This is a genomic window from Actinomycetospora chiangmaiensis DSM 45062 (assembly GCF_000379625.1).
Lineage (GTDB): Bacteria > Actinomycetota > Actinomycetes > Mycobacteriales > Pseudonocardiaceae > Actinomycetospora > Actinomycetospora chiangmaiensis.
The window spans coordinates 460712-477035 of sequence record NZ_KB903229.1; the positions used below are offsets into that span (position 1 = coordinate 460712).

The 16324-nt window shown below is 72.9% G+C and carries 18 protein-coding genes; 10 read left to right on the top strand and 8 right to left on the bottom strand.

Annotated features, from left to right (window positions below; genetic code table 11):
- The first annotated feature begins 56 nt into the window (after positions 1-56).
- The 6 genes from exaC (at position 57) to A3CO_RS0115695 (ending at position 5607) form a co-directional block, all read left to right on the top strand.
- On the top strand, positions 57-1580 hold the full coding sequence (gene exaC, locus A3CO_RS0115670; RefSeq protein ID WP_018333199.1) for an acetaldehyde dehydrogenase ExaC: 1524 nt from the start codon (positions 57-59) through the stop codon (positions 1578-1580).
- A gap of 37 nt (positions 1581-1617) precedes the next feature.
- On the top strand, positions 1618-2058 hold the full coding sequence (locus tag A3CO_RS0115675) for a DUF779 domain-containing protein (protein WP_018333200.1): 441 nt from the start codon (positions 1618-1620) through the stop codon (positions 2056-2058).
- A gap of 91 nt (positions 2059-2149) precedes the next feature.
- Positions 2150-2749 carry a cysteine hydrolase family protein gene (locus A3CO_RS0115680; protein ID WP_018333201.1) on the top strand — a complete coding sequence of 200 codons (600 nt, stop codon included), beginning with the start codon at positions 2150-2152 and terminating at the stop codon, positions 2747-2749.
- A 165-nt stretch (positions 2750-2914) separates the two neighbouring features.
- On the top strand, positions 2915-3289 hold the full coding sequence (locus tag A3CO_RS0115685; RefSeq protein WP_026204655.1) for a histone-like nucleoid-structuring protein Lsr2: 375 nt from the start codon (positions 2915-2917) through the stop codon (positions 3287-3289).
- 107 nt (positions 3290-3396) lie between these two features.
- Entirely contained in the window at positions 3397-3822 is a 426-nt protein-coding gene (locus A3CO_RS0115690) for a MarR family winged helix-turn-helix transcriptional regulator (RefSeq protein WP_018333202.1), read from the top strand.
- A 3-nt stretch (positions 3823-3825) separates the two neighbouring features.
- The gene (locus tag A3CO_RS0115695) at positions 3826-5607 is read left to right on the top strand and encodes an ArnT family glycosyltransferase (protein WP_018333203.1); all 1782 of its coding nucleotides are present in this window, start codon (positions 3826-3828) and stop codon (positions 5605-5607) included.
- A gap of 3 nt (positions 5608-5610) precedes the next feature.
- On the opposite strand, the gene A3CO_RS35930 is transcribed toward A3CO_RS0115695, so the two are convergent.
- Positions 5611-6228: a type 1 glutamine amidotransferase gene (locus A3CO_RS35930; protein ID WP_018333204.1), complete on the bottom strand. Its 618-nt coding sequence runs from the start codon at positions 6226-6228 to the stop codon at positions 5611-5613.
- On the bottom strand, positions 6225-6686 hold the full coding sequence (locus tag A3CO_RS0115705) for a MarR family winged helix-turn-helix transcriptional regulator (RefSeq protein WP_018333205.1): 462 nt from the start codon (positions 6684-6686) through the stop codon (positions 6225-6227). The genes A3CO_RS35930 and A3CO_RS0115705 overlap by 4 nt, the downstream gene beginning before the upstream one ends.
- An 81-nt stretch (positions 6687-6767) precedes the next feature.
- Between A3CO_RS0115705 and A3CO_RS0115710 the strand changes: the two genes are divergently transcribed.
- The 4 genes from A3CO_RS0115710 to A3CO_RS0115725 all read left to right on the top strand — a co-directional run bounded on the left by A3CO_RS0115710 (position 6768) and on the right by A3CO_RS0115725 (position 11707).
- On the top strand, positions 6768-7442 hold the full coding sequence (locus A3CO_RS0115710) for a hypothetical protein (protein WP_018333206.1): 675 nt from the start codon (positions 6768-6770) through the stop codon (positions 7440-7442).
- On the top strand, positions 7439-8266 hold the full coding sequence (locus A3CO_RS0115715; protein ID WP_018333207.1) for an NAD(P)H-binding protein: 828 nt from the start codon (positions 7439-7441) through the stop codon (positions 8264-8266). The genes A3CO_RS0115710 and A3CO_RS0115715 overlap by 4 nt, the downstream gene beginning before the upstream one ends.
- 396 nt (positions 8267-8662) lie before the next feature.
- Complete coding sequence (locus A3CO_RS0115720; protein WP_026204656.1) at positions 8663-11203, top strand: ATP-dependent Clp protease ATP-binding subunit; 2541 nt, start codon at positions 8663-8665, stop codon at positions 11201-11203.
- An 81-nt stretch (positions 11204-11284) separates the two neighbouring features.
- A complete protein-coding gene (locus A3CO_RS0115725; RefSeq protein ID WP_018333209.1) occupies positions 11285-11707 on the top strand; it encodes a limonene-1,2-epoxide hydrolase family protein in 423 nt (140 codons plus the stop codon).
- Between the two features lie 3 nt (positions 11708-11710).
- On the opposite strand, the gene A3CO_RS0115730 is transcribed toward A3CO_RS0115725, so the two are convergent.
- The 6 genes from A3CO_RS0115730 to A3CO_RS0115755 form a co-directional block, all read right to left on the bottom strand.
- Positions 11711-12502: a DedA family protein gene (locus A3CO_RS0115730; RefSeq protein ID WP_018333210.1), complete on the bottom strand. Its 792-nt coding sequence runs from the start codon at positions 12500-12502 to the stop codon at positions 11711-11713.
- Positions 12503-12996: 494 nt separating this feature from the next.
- Positions 12997-13974, bottom strand: a complete 978-nt coding sequence (locus tag A3CO_RS0115735; RefSeq protein ID WP_026204657.1) for a helix-turn-helix transcriptional regulator — start codon at positions 13972-13974, stop codon at positions 12997-12999.
- A 34-nt stretch (positions 13975-14008) separates the two neighbouring features.
- Positions 14009-14167: a hypothetical protein gene (locus A3CO_RS38110; protein ID WP_018333212.1), complete on the bottom strand. Its 159-nt coding sequence runs from the start codon at positions 14165-14167 to the stop codon at positions 14009-14011.
- A 37-nt stretch (positions 14168-14204) separates the two neighbouring features.
- On the bottom strand, positions 14205-14957 hold the full coding sequence (locus A3CO_RS0115745) for a Sir2 family NAD-dependent protein deacetylase (RefSeq protein WP_018333213.1): 753 nt from the start codon (positions 14955-14957) through the stop codon (positions 14205-14207).
- 74 nt (positions 14958-15031) lie between these two features.
- Positions 15032-15352, bottom strand: coding sequence for an antibiotic biosynthesis monooxygenase family protein (locus tag A3CO_RS0115750; protein ID WP_018333214.1), 321 nt, complete (start codon positions 15350-15352; stop codon positions 15032-15034).
- A gap of 9 nt (positions 15353-15361) precedes the next feature.
- Entirely contained in the window at positions 15362-16267 is a 906-nt protein-coding gene (locus A3CO_RS0115755; protein ID WP_018333215.1) for an HhH-GPD family protein, read from the bottom strand.
- Positions 16268-16324: the final 57 nt, after the last annotated feature.

Below are 16324 nucleotides of genomic sequence, written 5' to 3' on the forward strand. Positions count from 1 at the left end.
CGTCACCGCTCCACCGTGCCAGCACGGCGAGCCGACCACCTCTGGGAGGACCAACGATGGCCGTCTACGCAGCCCCCGGGACCGAGGGCTCGGTCGTCAGCTTCAAGCCCCGCTACGACCACTGGATCGGCGGCGAGTACGTCGCCCCGGTCAAGGGGCAGTACTTCGAGAACCCGACCCCGGTGACCGGGGAGAACTTCTGCGAGGTCGCCCGCGGCACCGCCGAGGACGTGGAGAAGGCGCTCGACGCCGCCCACGCCGCCGCCCCGGCCTGGGGGAGGACCTCGGTCGGCGAGCGCGCGAACCTCCTCAACAAGATGGCCGACCGCATCGAGGCCAACCTCGAGCAGATCGCGATCGCGGAGAGCTGGGAGAACGGGAAGGCCTGCCGCGAGACCCTCGCGGCCGACATCCCGCTGGCGGTCGACCACCTGCGCTACTTCGCCGGGGCGATCCGGGCGCAGGAGGGTTCGCTCTCGCAGATCGACGAGGACACCGTCGCGTACCACTTCCACGAGCCGCTGGGCGTGGTCGGCCAGATCATCCCGTGGAACTTCCCGATCCTCATGGCGATCTGGAAGCTGGCCCCGGCCCTCGCCGCCGGCAACGCCGTCGTCCTGAAGCCGGCCGAGCAGACCCCGGCGTCGATCCACGTCCTGATGGACGTCATCGGCGACCTCATCCCCGCCGGCGTGCTCAACATCGTCAACGGTTTCGGCGTCGAGGCGGGCAAGCCGCTCGCGTCCTCCCCGCGCATCCGCAAGATCGCCTTCACCGGGGAGACCACCACCGGTCGGCTCATCTCCCAGTACGCCTCGGAGAACCTGATCCCGGTCACGCTCGAGCTCGGCGGCAAGAGCCCGAACGTCTTCTTCGACGACGTGTCGGCGCAGCACGACGCCTTCTACGACAAGTGCCTCGAGGGCTTCGCGATGTTCGCGCTCAACCAGGGCGAGGTCTGCACCTGCCCGTCGCGGGCGCTGATCCAGGGCGGCCACTACGACGAGTTCCTGGCCCAGGCCGTCAAGCGCACCGAGCAGGTCAAGCAGGGCAACCCGCTCGACACCGACACGATGATCGGCGCGCAGGCCTCGAACGACCAGTTCGAGAAGATCCTGTCCTACATCGACATCGGTCGTCAGGAGGGGGCGAAGGTCCTCACCGGTGGCGAGAAGAGCGACCTCGGCGGCGACCTCTCGGGGGGCTACTACATCCAGCCGACCATCTTCGAGGGCGACAACTCGATGCGGATCTTCCAGGAGGAGATCTTCGGGCCGGTGCTGTCGGTCGCGAAGTTCACCGACTACGCCGACGCCATGAAGATCGCGAACGACACGCTCTACGGGCTCGGCGCCGGCGTGTGGTCCCGCGACACCAACACCGCCTACCGGGCCGGGCGCGAGATCCAGGCCGGCCGGGTCTGGGTGAACAACTACCACCAGTACCCGGCGCACGCCGCGTTCGGTGGCTACAAGCAGTCGGGCATCGGCCGCGAGAACCACAAGATGATGCTCGACCACTACCAGCAGACCAAGAACCTGCTGGTCAGCTACTCGCAGAACGCGATGGGTTTCTTCTGATCGGGCCCGCGCCGACGACGCCGGAGGGAGGCCTGCGATGACCGAGATCAGTACCAGCACCGACGTCACCGAGGAGGTGCCGGAGGTGCCCGGTTCCGGGACGACCGCGCGCGTCGCGCTGTCCCCACAGGCCTCCGAACTCCTCGTCACACTCACCGAGCTGCACGGCCCGCTGATGTTCCACCAGTCCGGCGGGTGCTGCGACGGCAGCGCCCCGATGTGTTATCCGGACGGTGATTTCAAGCTCGGCGGGCAGGACGTCCACCTCGGGGACCTCGAGGTGGAGGGTCTGGAGAAGCCGATCGGGTTCCACATGTCGGCGTCGCAGTTCGAGTACTGGAAGCACACCCACCTCACCGTCGACGTCGTCAAGGGCCGCGGCAGCGGGTTCAGCGTCGAGGCGCCCGAGGGCGTCCGGTTCATCATCCGCTCGCGGCTGTTCACCGACGACGAATGGCGGGCGCTCGAGGGGGCGTGAGCCTTCCGCACCGCATCGCACGCAGGGCACCCTGGTCCGTCGGCCGGGGTGCCCTTCGTGTGTCCCGACCCCTGCACCGACGGAGGACAGCGTGACCGAACCGAGCACCACACTGCGCGAGCTGACCGGGATGCCAGGCGACCCGGCACCCCTGACCGGCTCCGCGCTCGTGATGATCGACCTGCAGAACACCTACACCCGGGGCGTGATGGCGCTCGAGAACGTGGAGCCCGCCATCGAGGAGGCGGCCCGCCTGCTCGAGCGCGCCCGGGCCGCCGGGTCGACCGTCGTGCACGTCCAGCACGAGGCCGGAGCCGGGACGCCGTACGACACGAATGCCGAGATCGGCGCGATCGTCGACGCGGTCGCCCCGCGGCCCGGCGAGCACCGCGTGGTGAAGAACTTCCCGAGTTCGTTCGTGAACACCGACCTCGAGGAGTACCTGCGCGGCGCCGGCGTCACGAATCTCGTTCTCGCGGGCTTCATGACGCACATGTGCGTGAACTCGACCGCACGGAGCGCGTTCAACCTCGGGTTCGCCCCGACCGTCGTCGCCGGGGCCACGGCCACCCGTGCGCTGCCCGGCCCCAACGGGGTGGTGGAGGCGTCCGCGCTGCAGTCCGCGAGCCTCGCCGCGCTCTCCGACATGTTCGCGGTCGTCGTTCCCGACTCCTCGGCCGTTCCCGACTGAGGTGTTCACGCGCGTCACACCATTCCGTGGTGCGTCACCGATCACGGGAACCCGCCTCGACACGACGACGGGCGCGCAATTACGCTGCGCCGCGAACCATTCCGGTTCACGGCGCGCGGCGACGCGCGACCGGCCGCTCAGGGGGTCGTGGAAGGAATTCAACGCGTGGCGCAGAAAGTGGTCGTGACCCTCGTCGACGATCTCGACGAGACCGAGGCCGACGAGACCGTCGAGTTCGGTATCGACGGGACGACCTACGAGATCGACCTGTCCGACGCGAATGCGTCGAAGCTCCGTGACGAGCTCGCCGACTACGTGGCACACGCCCGCAAGACGTCGGGCCGGCGTCGTTCCGGCGGTGCCAAGGCCGCTGCGGCCCCTGCCGCCCCGGCGCGCAAGGGTGGTGGCCGGGCCTCGGTGGACCGTGAGCAGAACCAGGCCATCCGGGAGTGGGCGCGCAAGAACACCAACTACAACGTGTCGGAACGCGGTCGCATCCCCTCCGAGGTCAGCGAGGCCTACCACAAGGCGCACGGCTGATCCCGACGCTCCACCACGGACGGGCCGTTCGTCACCTCTCCCGGTGACGGGCGGCCCGTTCGTCGTCTAAGGAGTCGACGTCGATCGCAGGTCGTACGCTATCGCTTATGACCGATGAGGCGGCCGACCTGCGTCGAGCGGTGCAACGTCTCGCGCGGCGGCTCCGGGACGAGCGCCCGCGCGGGCCGATCACGGACGTCCAGCGAGGGCTTCTCGCGCAGATCATGGATCACGGCCCGCAGAACGCCGCCGCACTGGCCCGGCGCGCGCACACCACGCCGCAGGCGCTGACCCGGCCACTCTCGGCCCTCGTCGAGGCCGGCGTCCTGGAGCGGACTCCGAATCCGCACGACGGTCGTAAATATGTGTTGATCATCTCGGCGAGCGGGTGGACGCTGCTCCGCGAGGACGCCGCGCCCCGGGACGCCTGGCTCGCGGCGGGCCTCGCGGACCTGACCGACGCCGAGCGGGACCTGCTCGGCATCGCCGCCCGCCTGCTCGACGACCTGGCGCGGCGGCCCGGAGGGGAGTGAACGATGGACGAGCGCGGGACGCGGACCTGGTGGGGCGCCATCGTCGTGGCGGCGGTGCTCACCGGGCTAACGGGGGCGTGGGGGATCGCGCGTGACCCGCTCGAGCCGTACTACGAGGCGGCCGTGCGGTCGATGGCCGGCGACGCCCACGCGTTCTGGTTCGGCGCCTTCGACCCGGCCGCCACGCTCACGATGGACAAGCTGCCGGGTGCCTTCTGGGTGCAGGCCCTCGTCGTCGCCGTGGCCGGGCCCTCACCGTCGGCGATGGTGCTCCCGCAGGTCGTCGAGATGGTCCTCGCGGTCGTCGTCCTCGCCGTGGCCGTGCGGTCACTGACTCGGTCGCCCGCCGCCGGGGTGGTCGCGGCGCTCGTGCTCGCGGTGAGCCCGGCCGCGGTCGGGGTCGCGCGCGGCAACGTGGCCGACCCCCTGATGATCCTGCTCCTGGTGACCGCCGCGTGGGCGGTGGCGCGGGCGCTGCGCACCGAGCGCTCCGTGGGCTGGCTCGCGGCGGCCGGCCTCGCCGTCGGGCTCGCGTTCCAGGCGAAGATGCTCGCGGCCTGGCTCGTGCTGCCCGCCCTGGCGGTCGCCTTCTTGGTGGCGGCCCCGGTGCCCGTGGGCCGCCGGGTGACGGCGACCGCGGTCGGTGGGGCCGTGACCGCGGTCGTCTCCCTCGCCTGGATCGGCGCCGTGTCGCTCGTGCCGGCCACCGGGCGACCGTGGGTGGACGGCAGCACCGACGACTCGGAGCTCGCCCAGGTGTTCGTCTACAACGGGCTGGGCCGGCTGGGCGCGCAGAACCCGCTCCAGGAGCTCGTGGGGCAGGGCCTCGCGCTCACGGCCCCGGGCACCGGCGGCGAGGGCCCCTCGGCGCTGCGGCTGTTCGTCGGCGACCTCGGGCGGGCGACCGGGTGGCTGGCGCCCGCGGCGCTGCTGGCGCTGGCGGTCGGCCTGTGGGCGACGCGACGCGCACCCCGCACCGACCCCCGGCGGGCCGCCTACCTGCTGTTCGGGCTCTGGCTGCTGGTCTACGGCGTCGCCTTCAGCGCGGGCGCGGTGGTCAACGTCTACTACGTCGCCACCCTGGCCCCCGCGATCGCCGGCCTGCTCGGCACGGCGTTCGCGCACCTGGTCGCGGAGCGGGAGCGGCGGGGCGCGCGCGTCGGTGCTGCGGCGGCTGTCGTCGTGACCATCGCCTACGGGGCGAGCCTGGTCCTGCGCTCCGAACACCCGCTGGTGACGCCGGTGGTCGTCGCAGCCGTCCTCGGTGCGGTGGCGGTCGGCCTCGTGATGACCGCGCGCCGGGGCGCCCTCGTCACCGCGCTGGTCGCCGTCCTGGTCCTCCCCGTGGCGGCCACCGGGTGGTTGCTGGCCCTCGGCGGCGGCGCCTTCGACACGCCCTACGAGCCCGTCCGCGAGGTCCGCGCCGTGCGGGTCCTCCTGGTGGCGGCGCCCCGGCTGGCCGCGGGCACGCTGCCCGGGCTGGAGCGGTCCCGGGCGGGGGCGCCGGACCTCATGGCCGTGCAGTCGTCCGCGGTGGCCTCGGTGTTCGCCTACCCCACCGGCGACGAGGTGCTCCCGATCGGCGGCTTCACCGGCACCGGCCCGACCCCCACCCTCGCCCAGGTGCGCGAGGACGTGGCCGCGGGCCGCTTCCACGTCGTGCTGTCCTTCCCGAGCAGCGATCCACGGCTGGTGTGGGTCGCGCAGCACTGCCGGGCGCAGCGGTCGGTGGACCCGACCTTCCAGGTGCACGTCTGTGACCCCGCCGACGCGGCACGCCCCTGATCCTCAGTCCAGGAGCGCGTCGAGCAGGCGCGGCGCGGCTGCCACGGCCGCGGGGGCGTGCCGCGCGGTGGCGGTCCGCAGCCCGTCGTCCGCGCGGGTCGCCGGGACGGCGAACCAGCGCTCGAGCAGGGCCGGGGTCATCTCGGGGTGGAACTGCACGCCGCCCCAGCGGCCGTGGCGGAAGGCGGCGACGCCCGCGTCGTCGGTCGCGAGGATCTCGCTTCCCGACGGCGGGTGGAGCTGGTCGGCGTGCCACGAGAACCAGGGGCCAGGGGCAATGCGGTCGTCGTGCGGGACGACCGGGAACCAGCCGACGCGCGGTTGCTGCAGTCGGCGCACGGTCCCTCCGAGCGCCTCGGCGACCAGCTGGGCACCGAAGCAGACGCCGAGCACGTGGGCACCGGCGTCGTGGGCCGTCGTCAGGAAGCGGCGCTCGCGGTCGAGCCAGCCCATGGCGGACCGGGGCCACGGCGCGCCGAGCACGACGACGCGGTCGTAGGGCGTCGGGTCGGGGAAGACGACGTCGACGTCCGGGAGGGCGGTGAACCACTCGACCTCGCCGAGGTCGAGGCAGCCGAGCCCGGCGACGGCGTCGTGCCCGACGACGAGGGTGCGGGTCACGACGGCAGGTCGCGGTAGCCCGGGTGCACCCCGGCGGTGAGGCCCTCCGCGGCCGCGACGCGGCCGAGCAGGTCGGCGAGGGTGCGGCGCTCGTCGGCGTCGAGGCTCGCGAGGAGGGCGTCCTCGTGCTCGGCGGCGAGGCGACCGAGGTCGCGCACCAGGTCCTCGCCGGCGGCCGTGAGGTGGACCGCGTACAGCCGGCGGTCGTCGGGGTTGCGGCGCCGTTCGAGCACCCCGCGCCCCTCCAGGGCGTCGACCAGGGCGACCAGGCGTGTCGCCGGGGTGCCGAGCTGCGCGGCGAGCGCCTGCTGGCTGCGCCCCGGCTCGCGGGCGACCGCGCGGAGGAGTCCGGCCTGGGGCGGGGTCAGGTCGACGGCGGCCACCCGCTCGCCGAAGCGCCGGGCCGCGTGCGTGCCGAGCTGGGTGAGGAGGAAGGCGGCGCCGGAGGGTCGGTCCACGTCGGGAACGATAGCCTTGACAAACCGTACTGGACGGAGACGATGACAACTTGTAACGATTACTCGTCCGGAAGGCCCGCCATGTCCTTGCCCCACGCCCGCCGCGGCGGTCCGCCCCTGCTCGCTCCCGCCCTCGCCTGGGCCGTCCTCACGGTCGCCGCGGGGGTGCTGCACCCCGGCACGCGGCCCGGAGCGGATCCCTCGACCACCCTCGCGCTGCTGCGGGACCACCCGGTCGCCGGTCAGCTCTCCGCGCTGGTGCTGATCGCGTCGGCAGCTCCGTTCGCGGTGTGGGTCGGCGCGGTGCACCACCGGCTGCAGCGGCTGGGCCTGCGGGTCGCCGGCCCGACGCTCGGCCTCGCGGGCGGGCTCCTCGTCGCGGCGGTGCTCGTCGTCTCCGGTGCCGCGCAGTGGGCGGCGGTCGCGACGGCCGTCCCGGGCGGTGACGCGGCGGTCGTGGGGATGGAAGCACTCGCCTTCGCCCTGGGCGGGCCGGCGTTCGCCGTGCTGTTCGGCCTGCTCCTGGCGGGTTGCTCGGTGCCCACGCTGCTGGGAGGCCTCGTGCCGCGGGGCCTCGCCTGGGCCGGGCTCGTGCTCGCGGCCGTCGGCGTCGTCGCCGTCCTCGGGCTCGTGGTCCCGCCGCTGCAGTACCTGCTGCCGGTCGTGCGGTTCGGTGGGCTGATCTGGCTGCTGTGGTTCTCGGCCATCCTGCCGGTGAGTCGACGCCGGACGGCCGAGCCGGCGGTCGCGGCGTGACGGTCGCCGTCGTCGGGGCCACCGGTCACGTGGGCGGTGAGGTGGTCGCGCAGCTCGCTGCGGCCGGGGAGCCGGTCCGGGCGTTGACCCGTCGTCCCGGGCGGTGGGACGGGCCGCCGGTCGACGTGGCGGACGTCGGTGGCCCCGGGGCGTTCACCGGTGCCCGGGCGGCCTTCCTCATGACGGCGGAGCCGATCGTCCCCGGCGGTTGGCCGGCGGTCCTGGCGGCGCTCGTCCGGGCGGCCGTCACCGCGGGCGTGCAGCAGCTCGTGCTCCTGAGCGTGTACAGCGGCTCCGACGGCGACGACGCGATCGGCCGGTGGAACGCCGCATGCGAGTCCCTCGTCGTCGACAGCGGCGTCCCGTGGACGCTCCTGCGCCCCGGGCGGTTCTTCTCCAACGCGCTCGCCTGGCGCCGCTTCGTGGACGTCGGCACGGTGCCCGTCGGGTTCGCCCGTCGTGCCGCCGCGGGGATCGACCCGGCCGACGTCGCCGCCGTGGCGGTGCGGGCGCTCGCGGGCGACCTCGTCGGGGCGGCGCCGCGGCTCACCGGTCCGGCGTCGCTCACCCCGCTCGACGAGCTCCGCGTCCTGGGCGAGGTGCTGGGTCGCCCGCTGCGCGCCCGGGAGCTGTCCGTCGAGGACGCCGCCCGGGGCATGCGCGCGGGCGGGACGGCGCCGGAGGTGGTCGACGCGATCGTCGCGCGCACGCTGCGCCAGGACGAGGGCGCTGCGCCGCTGCCGGCGGTCCGGACGGTGCTCGGTCGGGAGCCCCGGAGCTTCGCCGACTGGGCGCGGGCGCACGAGGCGGCGTTCGCGTCGTGATCGTCGGACACCAGCGGTGACCGGTGCTCGTCGGTCTCACGGACCTCCCGGCCGTGCAACATCTGCCCCCGGGCCGCCGAAACCCGTCGGGATCGCCCGATCCGGGGTTTCTCCGGTAGCGAACGCCTTCCCGGAACAGCGGTGGAACGGGCATCGTTGGAGCGAGTACGACCACGCATGGTGGTCGTGCGAGCAGAATCGGTCATCCGAGACCGACGTGGCTGGCGTCACGGTGCGGCAACCGCCGACACCGGGTGGTGTCGGTCCCGGCGACTAGGATGGTCGTACGGTGCTCGGTCACGGTGTGAGCACCAGCCAGGGTCCGCGGGGTTCCCGTCGTCGGTGACGGCGGGGGAGTGCGCGGGAGTCCGCCGGCGCAGCAGTCAGGAGTGACGAATGTTCGAGAGGTTCACCGACCGCGCGAGGCGGGTGGTCGTCCTGGCCCAAGAAGAGGCCAGGATGCTCAACCACAACTACATCGGGACCGAGCACATCCTGCTCGGACTGATCCACGAGGGCGAAGGCGTCGCCGCCAAGGCCCTCGAGTCGCTGGGCATCGCCCTGGAGGGCGTGCGTCAGCAGGTCGAGGAGATCATCGGCCAGGGTCAGCAGGCCCCCTCGGGGCACATCCCGTTCACCCCGCGCGCCAAGAAGGTGCTGGAGCTGTCGCTGCGCGAGGCGCTGCAGCTCGGCCACAACTACATCGGCACCGAGCACATCCTGCTCGGGCTGATCCGTGAGGGCGAGGGCGTCGCCGCCCAGGTCCTCGTCAAGCTCGGGGCCGACCTCAACCGGGTGCGCCAGCAGGTGCTGCAGCTGCTCTCGGGCTACCAGGGCAAGGAGCCCGCGGAGTCCGGCGGCCAGCGCGGCGAGGGCACCCCGTCGTCGTCCCTCGTGCTCGACCAGTTCGGTCGCAACCTCACCCAGTCCGCCCGCGAGGGCAAGCTGGACCCGGTCATCGGCCGGGAGAAGGAGATCGAGCGGGTCATGCAGGTCCTCTCCCGGAGGACCAAGAACAACCCGGTCCTCATCGGCGAGCCCGGCGTCGGCAAGACCGCCGTCGTCGAGGGCCTCGGCCAGGCCATCGTCAAGGGCGAGGTCCCCGAGACGCTGAAGGACAAGCAGCTCTACACGCTCGACCTCGGGTCGCTCGTGGCGGGCTCGCGCTACCGCGGTGACTTCGAGGAGCGCCTGAAGAAGGTCCTCAAGGAGATCCGCACCCGCGGCGACATCATCCTGTTCATCGACGAGCTCCACACCCTCGTGGGTGCCGGTGCCGCCGAGGGCGCGATCGACGCCGCCTCGATCCTCAAGCCGATGCTGGCCCGCGGTGAGCTGCAGACCATCGGTGCGACGACGCTCGACGAGTACCGCAAGCACGTCGAGAAGGACGCCGCGCTCGAGCGCCGCTTCCAGCCGATCCAGGTGGGGGAGCCCTCGGTGGCCCACTCCATCGAGATCCTCAAGGGCCTGCGCGACCGGTACGAGGCGCACCACCGCGTCTCGATCACCGACCCGGCGCTGGTCGCGGCGGCCACCCTGGCCGACCGCTACATCAACGACCGGTTCCTGCCGGACAAGGCCATCGACCTGATCGACGAGGCCGGCGCCCGCATGCGCATCCGCCGCATGACCGCGCCGCCGGACCTGCGCGAGTTCGACGAGAAGATCTCCGACGTGCGTCGCGAGAAGGAATCGGCGATCGACGCGCAGGACTTCGAGAAGGCCGCGCGCCTGCGCGACGAGGAGAAGCAGCTCCTCGGCCAGAAGTCCGAGCGCGAGAAGCAGTGGAAGTCCGGTGACCTCGACGTCGTCGCCGAGGTGGACGACGAGCTGATCGCCGAGGTGCTGGCCAACTGGACCGGCATCCCCGTCTTCAAGCTCACCGAGGAGGAGACGACCCGTCTGCTCCGCATGGAGGACGAGCTCCACAAGCGGATCATCGGACAGGAGGAGGCCGTCCGTTCGGTCTCCCAGTCGATGCGCCGCACGCGGGCCGGCCTCAAGGACCCGAAGCGTCCGTCGGGGTCGTTCATCTTCGCGGGGCCCTCGGGCGTCGGGAAGACCGAGCTGACCAAGGCGCTCGCCGAGTTCCTGTTCGGTGACGACGACGCGCTCGTCCAGATCGACATGGGCGAGTTCCACGACCGCTACACCGCCTCGCGGCTCTTCGGTGCCCCTCCCGGGTACGTCGGCTACGAGGAGGGCGGCCAGCTCACCGAGAAGGTGCGCCGCAAGCCGTTCTCGGTGGTCCTCTTCGACGAGATCGAGAAGGCCCACTCGGAGGTCTACAACACCCTCCTGCAGGTGCTCGAGGACGGCCGCCTGACCGACGGTCAGGGTCGAGTCGTCGACTTCAAGAACACGGTCATCGTGTTCACGTCGAACCTCGGTACCCAGGACATCTCGAAGGCCGTGGGCCTGGGCTTCCAGTCCGGCGCCGACACGTCGTCGAACTACGAGCGCATGAAGAACAAGGTCACGGACGAGCTGAAGAAGCACTTCCGGCCCGAGTTCCTCAACCGCATCGACGACATCGTCGTGTTCCACCAGCTGCGCGAGAACGAGATCGTGCAGATGGTCGACCTGATGATCGGTCGCACCGAGAAGCAGCTGCAGAACAAGGACATGTCCATCGAGCTCACCGACGCCGCGAAGAAGCTGCTCGCGCAGCGCGGCTTCGACCCCGTGCTCGGTGCCCGTCCGCTGCGCCGCACCATCCAGCGGGAGATCGAGGACCAGCTCTCGGAGAAGATCCTGTTCGGGGAGATCGAGCCCGGCCAGATCGTGCTCGTCGACGTCGAGGGCTGGACCCCCGAGCTCGACGACAAGGGCGTCACCAAGCCCGCTCCGGAGTCGGCCAAGTTCACGTTCCGGGGCGAGGCCAAGCCCACCCCGGTGCCGGACACCCCCGAGGTCGCGACGGCCTCGGAGTAGTCCTCGCAGGCGACGACGCCCCGGTCACCCTCGTGGTGACCGGGGCGTTCGTGTGTCCGGCGTGGTGGGCACAGGTCTGACATGAGCGCACCCACGAGCACGGAGGCGCAGGTCGTCGAGACCTTCCTCGCCGCCCTCGCCCGTCTCGACGTCGACGCGGTGGGGGAGCTGCTCGACCCCGACGTCGTCTACCAGAACGTCTCGCTGCCGCCGGCCCGCGGGCGCGAGGCGACGATGCGCGTCCTCGGCTCGATGGCCCGGCCGCTCACCGGGTTCGAGATCCACACGCACCGGTTGGCGGCGAACGGCTCGACGGTGCTGACCGAGCGCACCGACGTGGCGATCGCGGGCCGCGTCCGGATCGCGTTCTGGGTCTGTGGCACCTTCGAGGTTCGCAACGGGCGCATCGTCCTGTGGCGGGACTACTTCGACTGGGCCGACGTCACCCGGGCCGCGGTCACCGGCGTGGCGCGGGGCGTGTGGGCCACGCTGCGCCGTCGCTGACGGTCAGCTCCGGGTCGCGGCCGCCCGCCGCTGCCGTCTGCCCTGCGAGCGGCCGGCCTGCACCGCGATGACGACGGCGACGGCCAGGCTGATCCAGAGGGCGTAGCGGTCGACCACGAGAACCACGTCGACGGCCGACTGCCCGAGCGCGTACCCGAGCCCGGCCACCAGCCCCGTCATCACACCCGCGCCGATGATGCTCGCCGCGAGGAACGCGACGAAGGACGAGCCGGCGAGTCCGGCGAGCAGGTACACCAGCAGCGCGGGGACGCCGGGGAGGGCCGCGGCGATCACGAGCAGGAACATCGCCCACATCGGCCACGACCGCACCCGCTCGACGAAGCGCTGCGCCCGATCCGTGGGAACGAAGAACTTCACGCCCTTGGCGCCCCAGCGGCGACCGGCCCACCAGTACAGCCAGTCGAACTTCGCCTTCCCGACGATGCCCGCGACGATCACGAGCCACAGGTCCGCCTGACCGATGCGCGCGAACGCGGCCCCCGCGCCGATCGCCGAGGAACTCCCCGTCACCGCGGCCAGCACCGTCGGGTGGGACGCGAGGAGGAACGGGCGCAGCGGGAGCGTGGCCATGGCGAGCACGAACGCCCCGACCATGCAGCCGATCAGGACCTTGTCGGCCCGGGCCATCGGGCTGTCCCACGGCCGCATGTCGCGCCACTGCTGCTTCGCGGCCTCGATCTCCTCGGGGGAGTACTGACGCCGCCACCCCGAGCGTCGGGGTGCGTCCTCGGTCGCGGGCTCCGGTGCGGCCGACGCCTCGTCCCGTTCGGCCACGTCGACCCCGATCCCCCGGCGGCCCGTCCACCGTCCCGCTCGACGGTAGCGGAGGGAGGTTGACGCCGGTGTGTCGTGATCGTCCGGTGTGCGTGACGTCGAGCGACCCCGACCAAGACCGTGATCACCTCGGGGGGACCGTCATGGCTGTTCCGAAGATCGACAACAGCCATGGGCGTCCACTCGACTGTGATCATGCTCAGCTGAGCGCCGTACACGTCCGCCGGCAGGGACGAGTGCGCAGGTGACTCCTACGCGTTGCGCACACAGTTCGGCCGGAGGCAGCCAGGGCTGTCGCGACTCCTGCGCGTCGCGCACATAGTCCGGCCCAGGCAGTCGCGTCGCCAGCGGACGTGTGTGCGCCGCGCGTAGGAGTCGCGCGAGGCGGGTGGCTCGGGAGTCGGAGTGTGTGCGGGACGCGCAGGGGTCGCCAGCGCCGGGTGGCGGGGTGGCCGGAGCGCCGCGCGCGCGTCGCATTTCGGAGGCCTCACCGCTCAGGCCTGGTACAGCGCCGCCAGTCCCTTCGCCGCCTCCGACATCTGCTCGCGCAGCGCCGCGGGCGAGACGACCTCCACCTCGGGGCCGAGCGCCAGCAGCTCCGACCGGGTCGCGGCGATCGACTCCATCGGGATGACCGCGCAGGTCCAGCCCGCGTCGTCGGTGGGCCAGGAACGCTCCGCGAGGGCCCGCGCCGTGTGCGGCCGCAGCACCACCGGTGCCAACTCCATCGCGCCCGGGGACAACCGCACGGCGGCCTCGGCCTGGTAGAAGGCGGCGGTCAGCGACTCCGCGGCTGATGTCCAGTAGCGGAAGAGGTCGAAGTCGTCGGGTCGTTCGAAGTGCGCGTCGAGGGTCTCGAACGCCACGACCCGCGACACCCGGTAGGTGTGCGCCGTCCCGTCGCCGGACGGCTGGGCGACGAGGAACCAGACGCCCGCCTTCAGGACGACGCCGAGCGGCTCGAGGTCCCGGTCGACCTCCTCGTCCCCCCAGCGGCGGTAGCGGATCCGTACGACCCGCTGGTTCCAGACGGCGTCGGCGATCCCGGTGAGGGTCGGCACCTGGTCGGCCTCGCGGAACCAGCCGGGCGCGTCGAGGTGGAAGCGTTCGGCGATGCGCCGGGAGCGCTCGGCGAGCTCGTCGGGGAGGGCCGCGTGCACCTTGAGCTGGGCGGCCGCGAGGACCCGCCCGAGACCGAGCTCGGCGGCCGCGGTGGGCATGCCGGCCAGGGCGAGCGAGTCCGCCTCCTCGGCCGACATCCCCGTCAGGCGGGTGCTCCAGCCCTCCAGCAACGAGTACCCGCCGTCGGGACCACGGTCGGCGTAGACCGGGACCCCCGACTCCGCCAGCCCGTCCATGTCGCGGTAGATCGTCCGGATCGAGACCCCGAGCTCGTCGGCGAGCTCGCGCGCCGTCATACGCCCACGTGTCTGCAGGAGGAGCAGCACGGAGAGCAACCGACTGGCGCGCACGCGTCAGTCCTACCCCATGAGCTGACAGGCCATGTCAGCTACCCGCCGCCGCGCGGGCGGCGGGGACACCGTCGTCGTCGGCGTCGAGGAGGAGCGGGTCGGAGACCCCGGCCCGCACCGCCTCGAGCTGGGCCGACACCGCGATCCCGGCGAGCAGTGCGACGCCGGTGATGAACGCGCAGAGCAGCAGCACCAGGGTCCCGGTGGGAGGCTCCGCTGCGGGCCGCCGGTCAGGCCCAGGCGTCGACGAGCAGCCCGTCGAGGGCGAGCAGGGTGTCCCGGGCGCCCGCCGCGAGTCCGACGCCACGACCGTGCCGGACCTCCGGCTCGCGGACGTTGACCCGCACGAGGCGCCCGGACGCGGCGGACGCCAGTTCGGCGTGCCGGCGGACGGTGGGCACCGCGGTGCCGGCGCCGAGCTCGATCACGGCGACGTCGTCGTGTCGGCGGAGCCAGTCCCGGTGGGCGGCCAGGCGCTCGGCGTGCACGCCCGGCACCCACGACCCGTCGCCGAACATGAGGATGTTCGGCCGCGCGACCGCCCCGCACCGCGGACAGGCGGGCAGCGGCTCGCGGGCCCGCATCGTGTCCTCGTCGACGGCGACCTCCACGTCGTCGGCCGGCCAGGTCGCGTCCGAGCAGGGGCGGCTGCACTGCAGGGAGCCGATCGCGCCGTGGCACTCGACCACGGCGTCGTCGGGAAAGCCCGCGGCCTGGAACGCCCCGTCGACGTTGGAGGTGAAGACCCGCGTGGGGAGGCGGCGGGACCACCCGAGGAGGACCCCGAAGCCGGCGTGCGGCACCGTCGCGCGGTAGAGCGCGAGACGGTGGCCGTAGAAGCCCCAGGCGAGTTCGGGGTCGTCGTCGAAGTGCTCGGGGTCGGCCAGTTCCTCGAAGCGCAGGCCGAGCCGCCGGTAGGGCGGATAGGCGCGCCAGAACCCCTCCGGGCCGCGGAAGTCCGGCAGCCCCGAGTCGACGCCCATCCCGGCGCCGGCCGCGACGACCAGGGCCGAGGCGCCGCGGAGGAGCTCCGCGGCGCGCTCGACGTCGGGTTCGCTCAGGACTCCCCGCCGGGCTTGCCGACGGACAGCACGACCTCGAACTCCATGAGGTCCGCCCCGGAGGACACCGGCTGCTTGCGCTCGCCGGCGTGCGCCGCGGCGGCCGCGCCACCGTCACGCCAGGCGGCGAACGCCTCCTCGGACTCCCAGCGGGTGTAGACGAAGTACCGGTCGTCCCCCGCGCTGGGGCGCAGCAGTTCGTAGCCCAGGAAGCCCGGGGTGTCCTTGATCGCCTCGCCACGGGCGGCGAACCGGCGCTCGAGCTCCGGGCCGTTGCCCTCGGGGACCTTGATGGCATTGATCTTCACGACGGCCATGTCCCGAGCCTACGTCTCCCCGGGCAGGGCGAAGCGGCCGTCGGCGAGCTGTTCGACGAGGCCGTCGACGAGCAGTGAGTCGAGGCAGCGGGCGCGCTGTGCCGGGTCGGTGAGCCACGCCGCCTCGAGCGCGGTCGCGTCGACCGGCCCGGTGGCGCCGCGCAGGACGTCGAGCAGGCGGCCGCGCACCTGGCGGTCCGTACCCGCCCAGCGCTGGCCCTTCTTCACCGGGCCGTCCCAGGCGGGGCGGCCGGCCTGCTGCCAGGCGCAGAGGTCGACGACGGGGCAGTCGGCACAGCGCGGCCCGCGGGCGACGCAGATGCACGCGCCGAGTTCCATCAGCGCGGCCGACGTGCGTGCGGCGTCGGCCTCGTCGGCGGGCAGGAGCGCCTCGGTGTCGGGGAGGTCGCGCGCGGCGGCGTCGCCGGCCTCGGCCCGACCGTGGACGGCCCGGGCCACGACGCGGCGGACGTTGGTGTCGACGACGGGGCAGCGGCGGCCGTAGGCGAACGCTGCCACGGCGCGGGCGGTGTAGGTACCGATCCCGGGCAGGGCGAGCAGGACGTCGACGTCGTGCGGCACGACGTCGTCGTGCTCCGCCGCGATCGCGGCCGCCGCGGCCTGCAGACGCAGCGCCCGACGGGGGTAGCCGAGCTTGCCCCAGGCGCGCAGCACCTCGGCGGTCGGCGCCGCGGCCAGGTCCGACGGTCGGGGCCAGCGGGCCATCCACTCCCGCCAGATCGGGTCGACGCGGACGACCGGGGTCTGCTGGAGCATGATCTCGCTGACGAGGACGCCCCAGCCGGTGGTCCCGGGTGCGCGCCAGGGCAGGTCGCGGGCGTTCGCGGCGAACCAGGGGAGCAGGCGGTCGGCGAGGGTCGGGGCGAGCGGAGCGACGGGGGGACGGTCGGGCATCGCGCCCGATCCTGCCGCGCGGTCCGCGGGGTGCCTCGACGGGGTGAGTTCCGGGAA

Excerpts from the sequence above, each read along its gene's own strand:
- A3CO_RS0115720 (WP_026204656.1), top strand. The coding sequence starts at position 8,663 with ATGTTCGAGAGGTTCACCGACCGCGCGAGGCGGGTGGTCGTCCTGGCC.
- A3CO_RS0115695 (WP_018333203.1), top strand. The coding sequence starts at position 3,826 with ATGGACGAGCGCGGGACGCGGACCTGGTGGGGCGCCATCGTCGTGGCG.
- A3CO_RS0115675 (WP_018333200.1), top strand. The coding sequence starts at position 1,618 with ATGACCGAGATCAGTACCAGCACCGACGTCACCGAGGAGGTGCCGGAG.
- exaC (WP_018333199.1), top strand. The coding sequence starts at position 57 with ATGGCCGTCTACGCAGCCCCCGGGACCGAGGGCTCGGTCGTCAGCTTC.
- A3CO_RS0115710 (WP_018333206.1), top strand. The coding sequence starts at position 6,768 with ATGTCCTTGCCCCACGCCCGCCGCGGCGGTCCGCCCCTGCTCGCTCCC.
- A3CO_RS0115745 (WP_018333213.1), bottom strand. The coding sequence starts at position 14,957 with ATGGGCGTCGACTCGGGGCTGCCGGACTTCCGCGGCCCGGAGGGGTTC.
- A3CO_RS0115750 (WP_018333214.1), bottom strand. The coding sequence starts at position 15,352 with ATGGCCGTCGTGAAGATCAATGCCATCAAGGTCCCCGAGGGCAACGGC.
- A3CO_RS0115725 (WP_018333209.1), top strand. The coding sequence starts at position 11,285 with ATGAGCGCACCCACGAGCACGGAGGCGCAGGTCGTCGAGACCTTCCTC.
- A3CO_RS0115755 (WP_018333215.1), bottom strand. The coding sequence starts at position 16,267 with ATGCCCGACCGTCCCCCCGTCGCTCCGCTCGCCCCGACCCTCGCCGAC.
- A3CO_RS0115690 (WP_018333202.1), top strand. The coding sequence starts at position 3,397 with ATGACCGATGAGGCGGCCGACCTGCGTCGAGCGGTGCAACGTCTCGCG.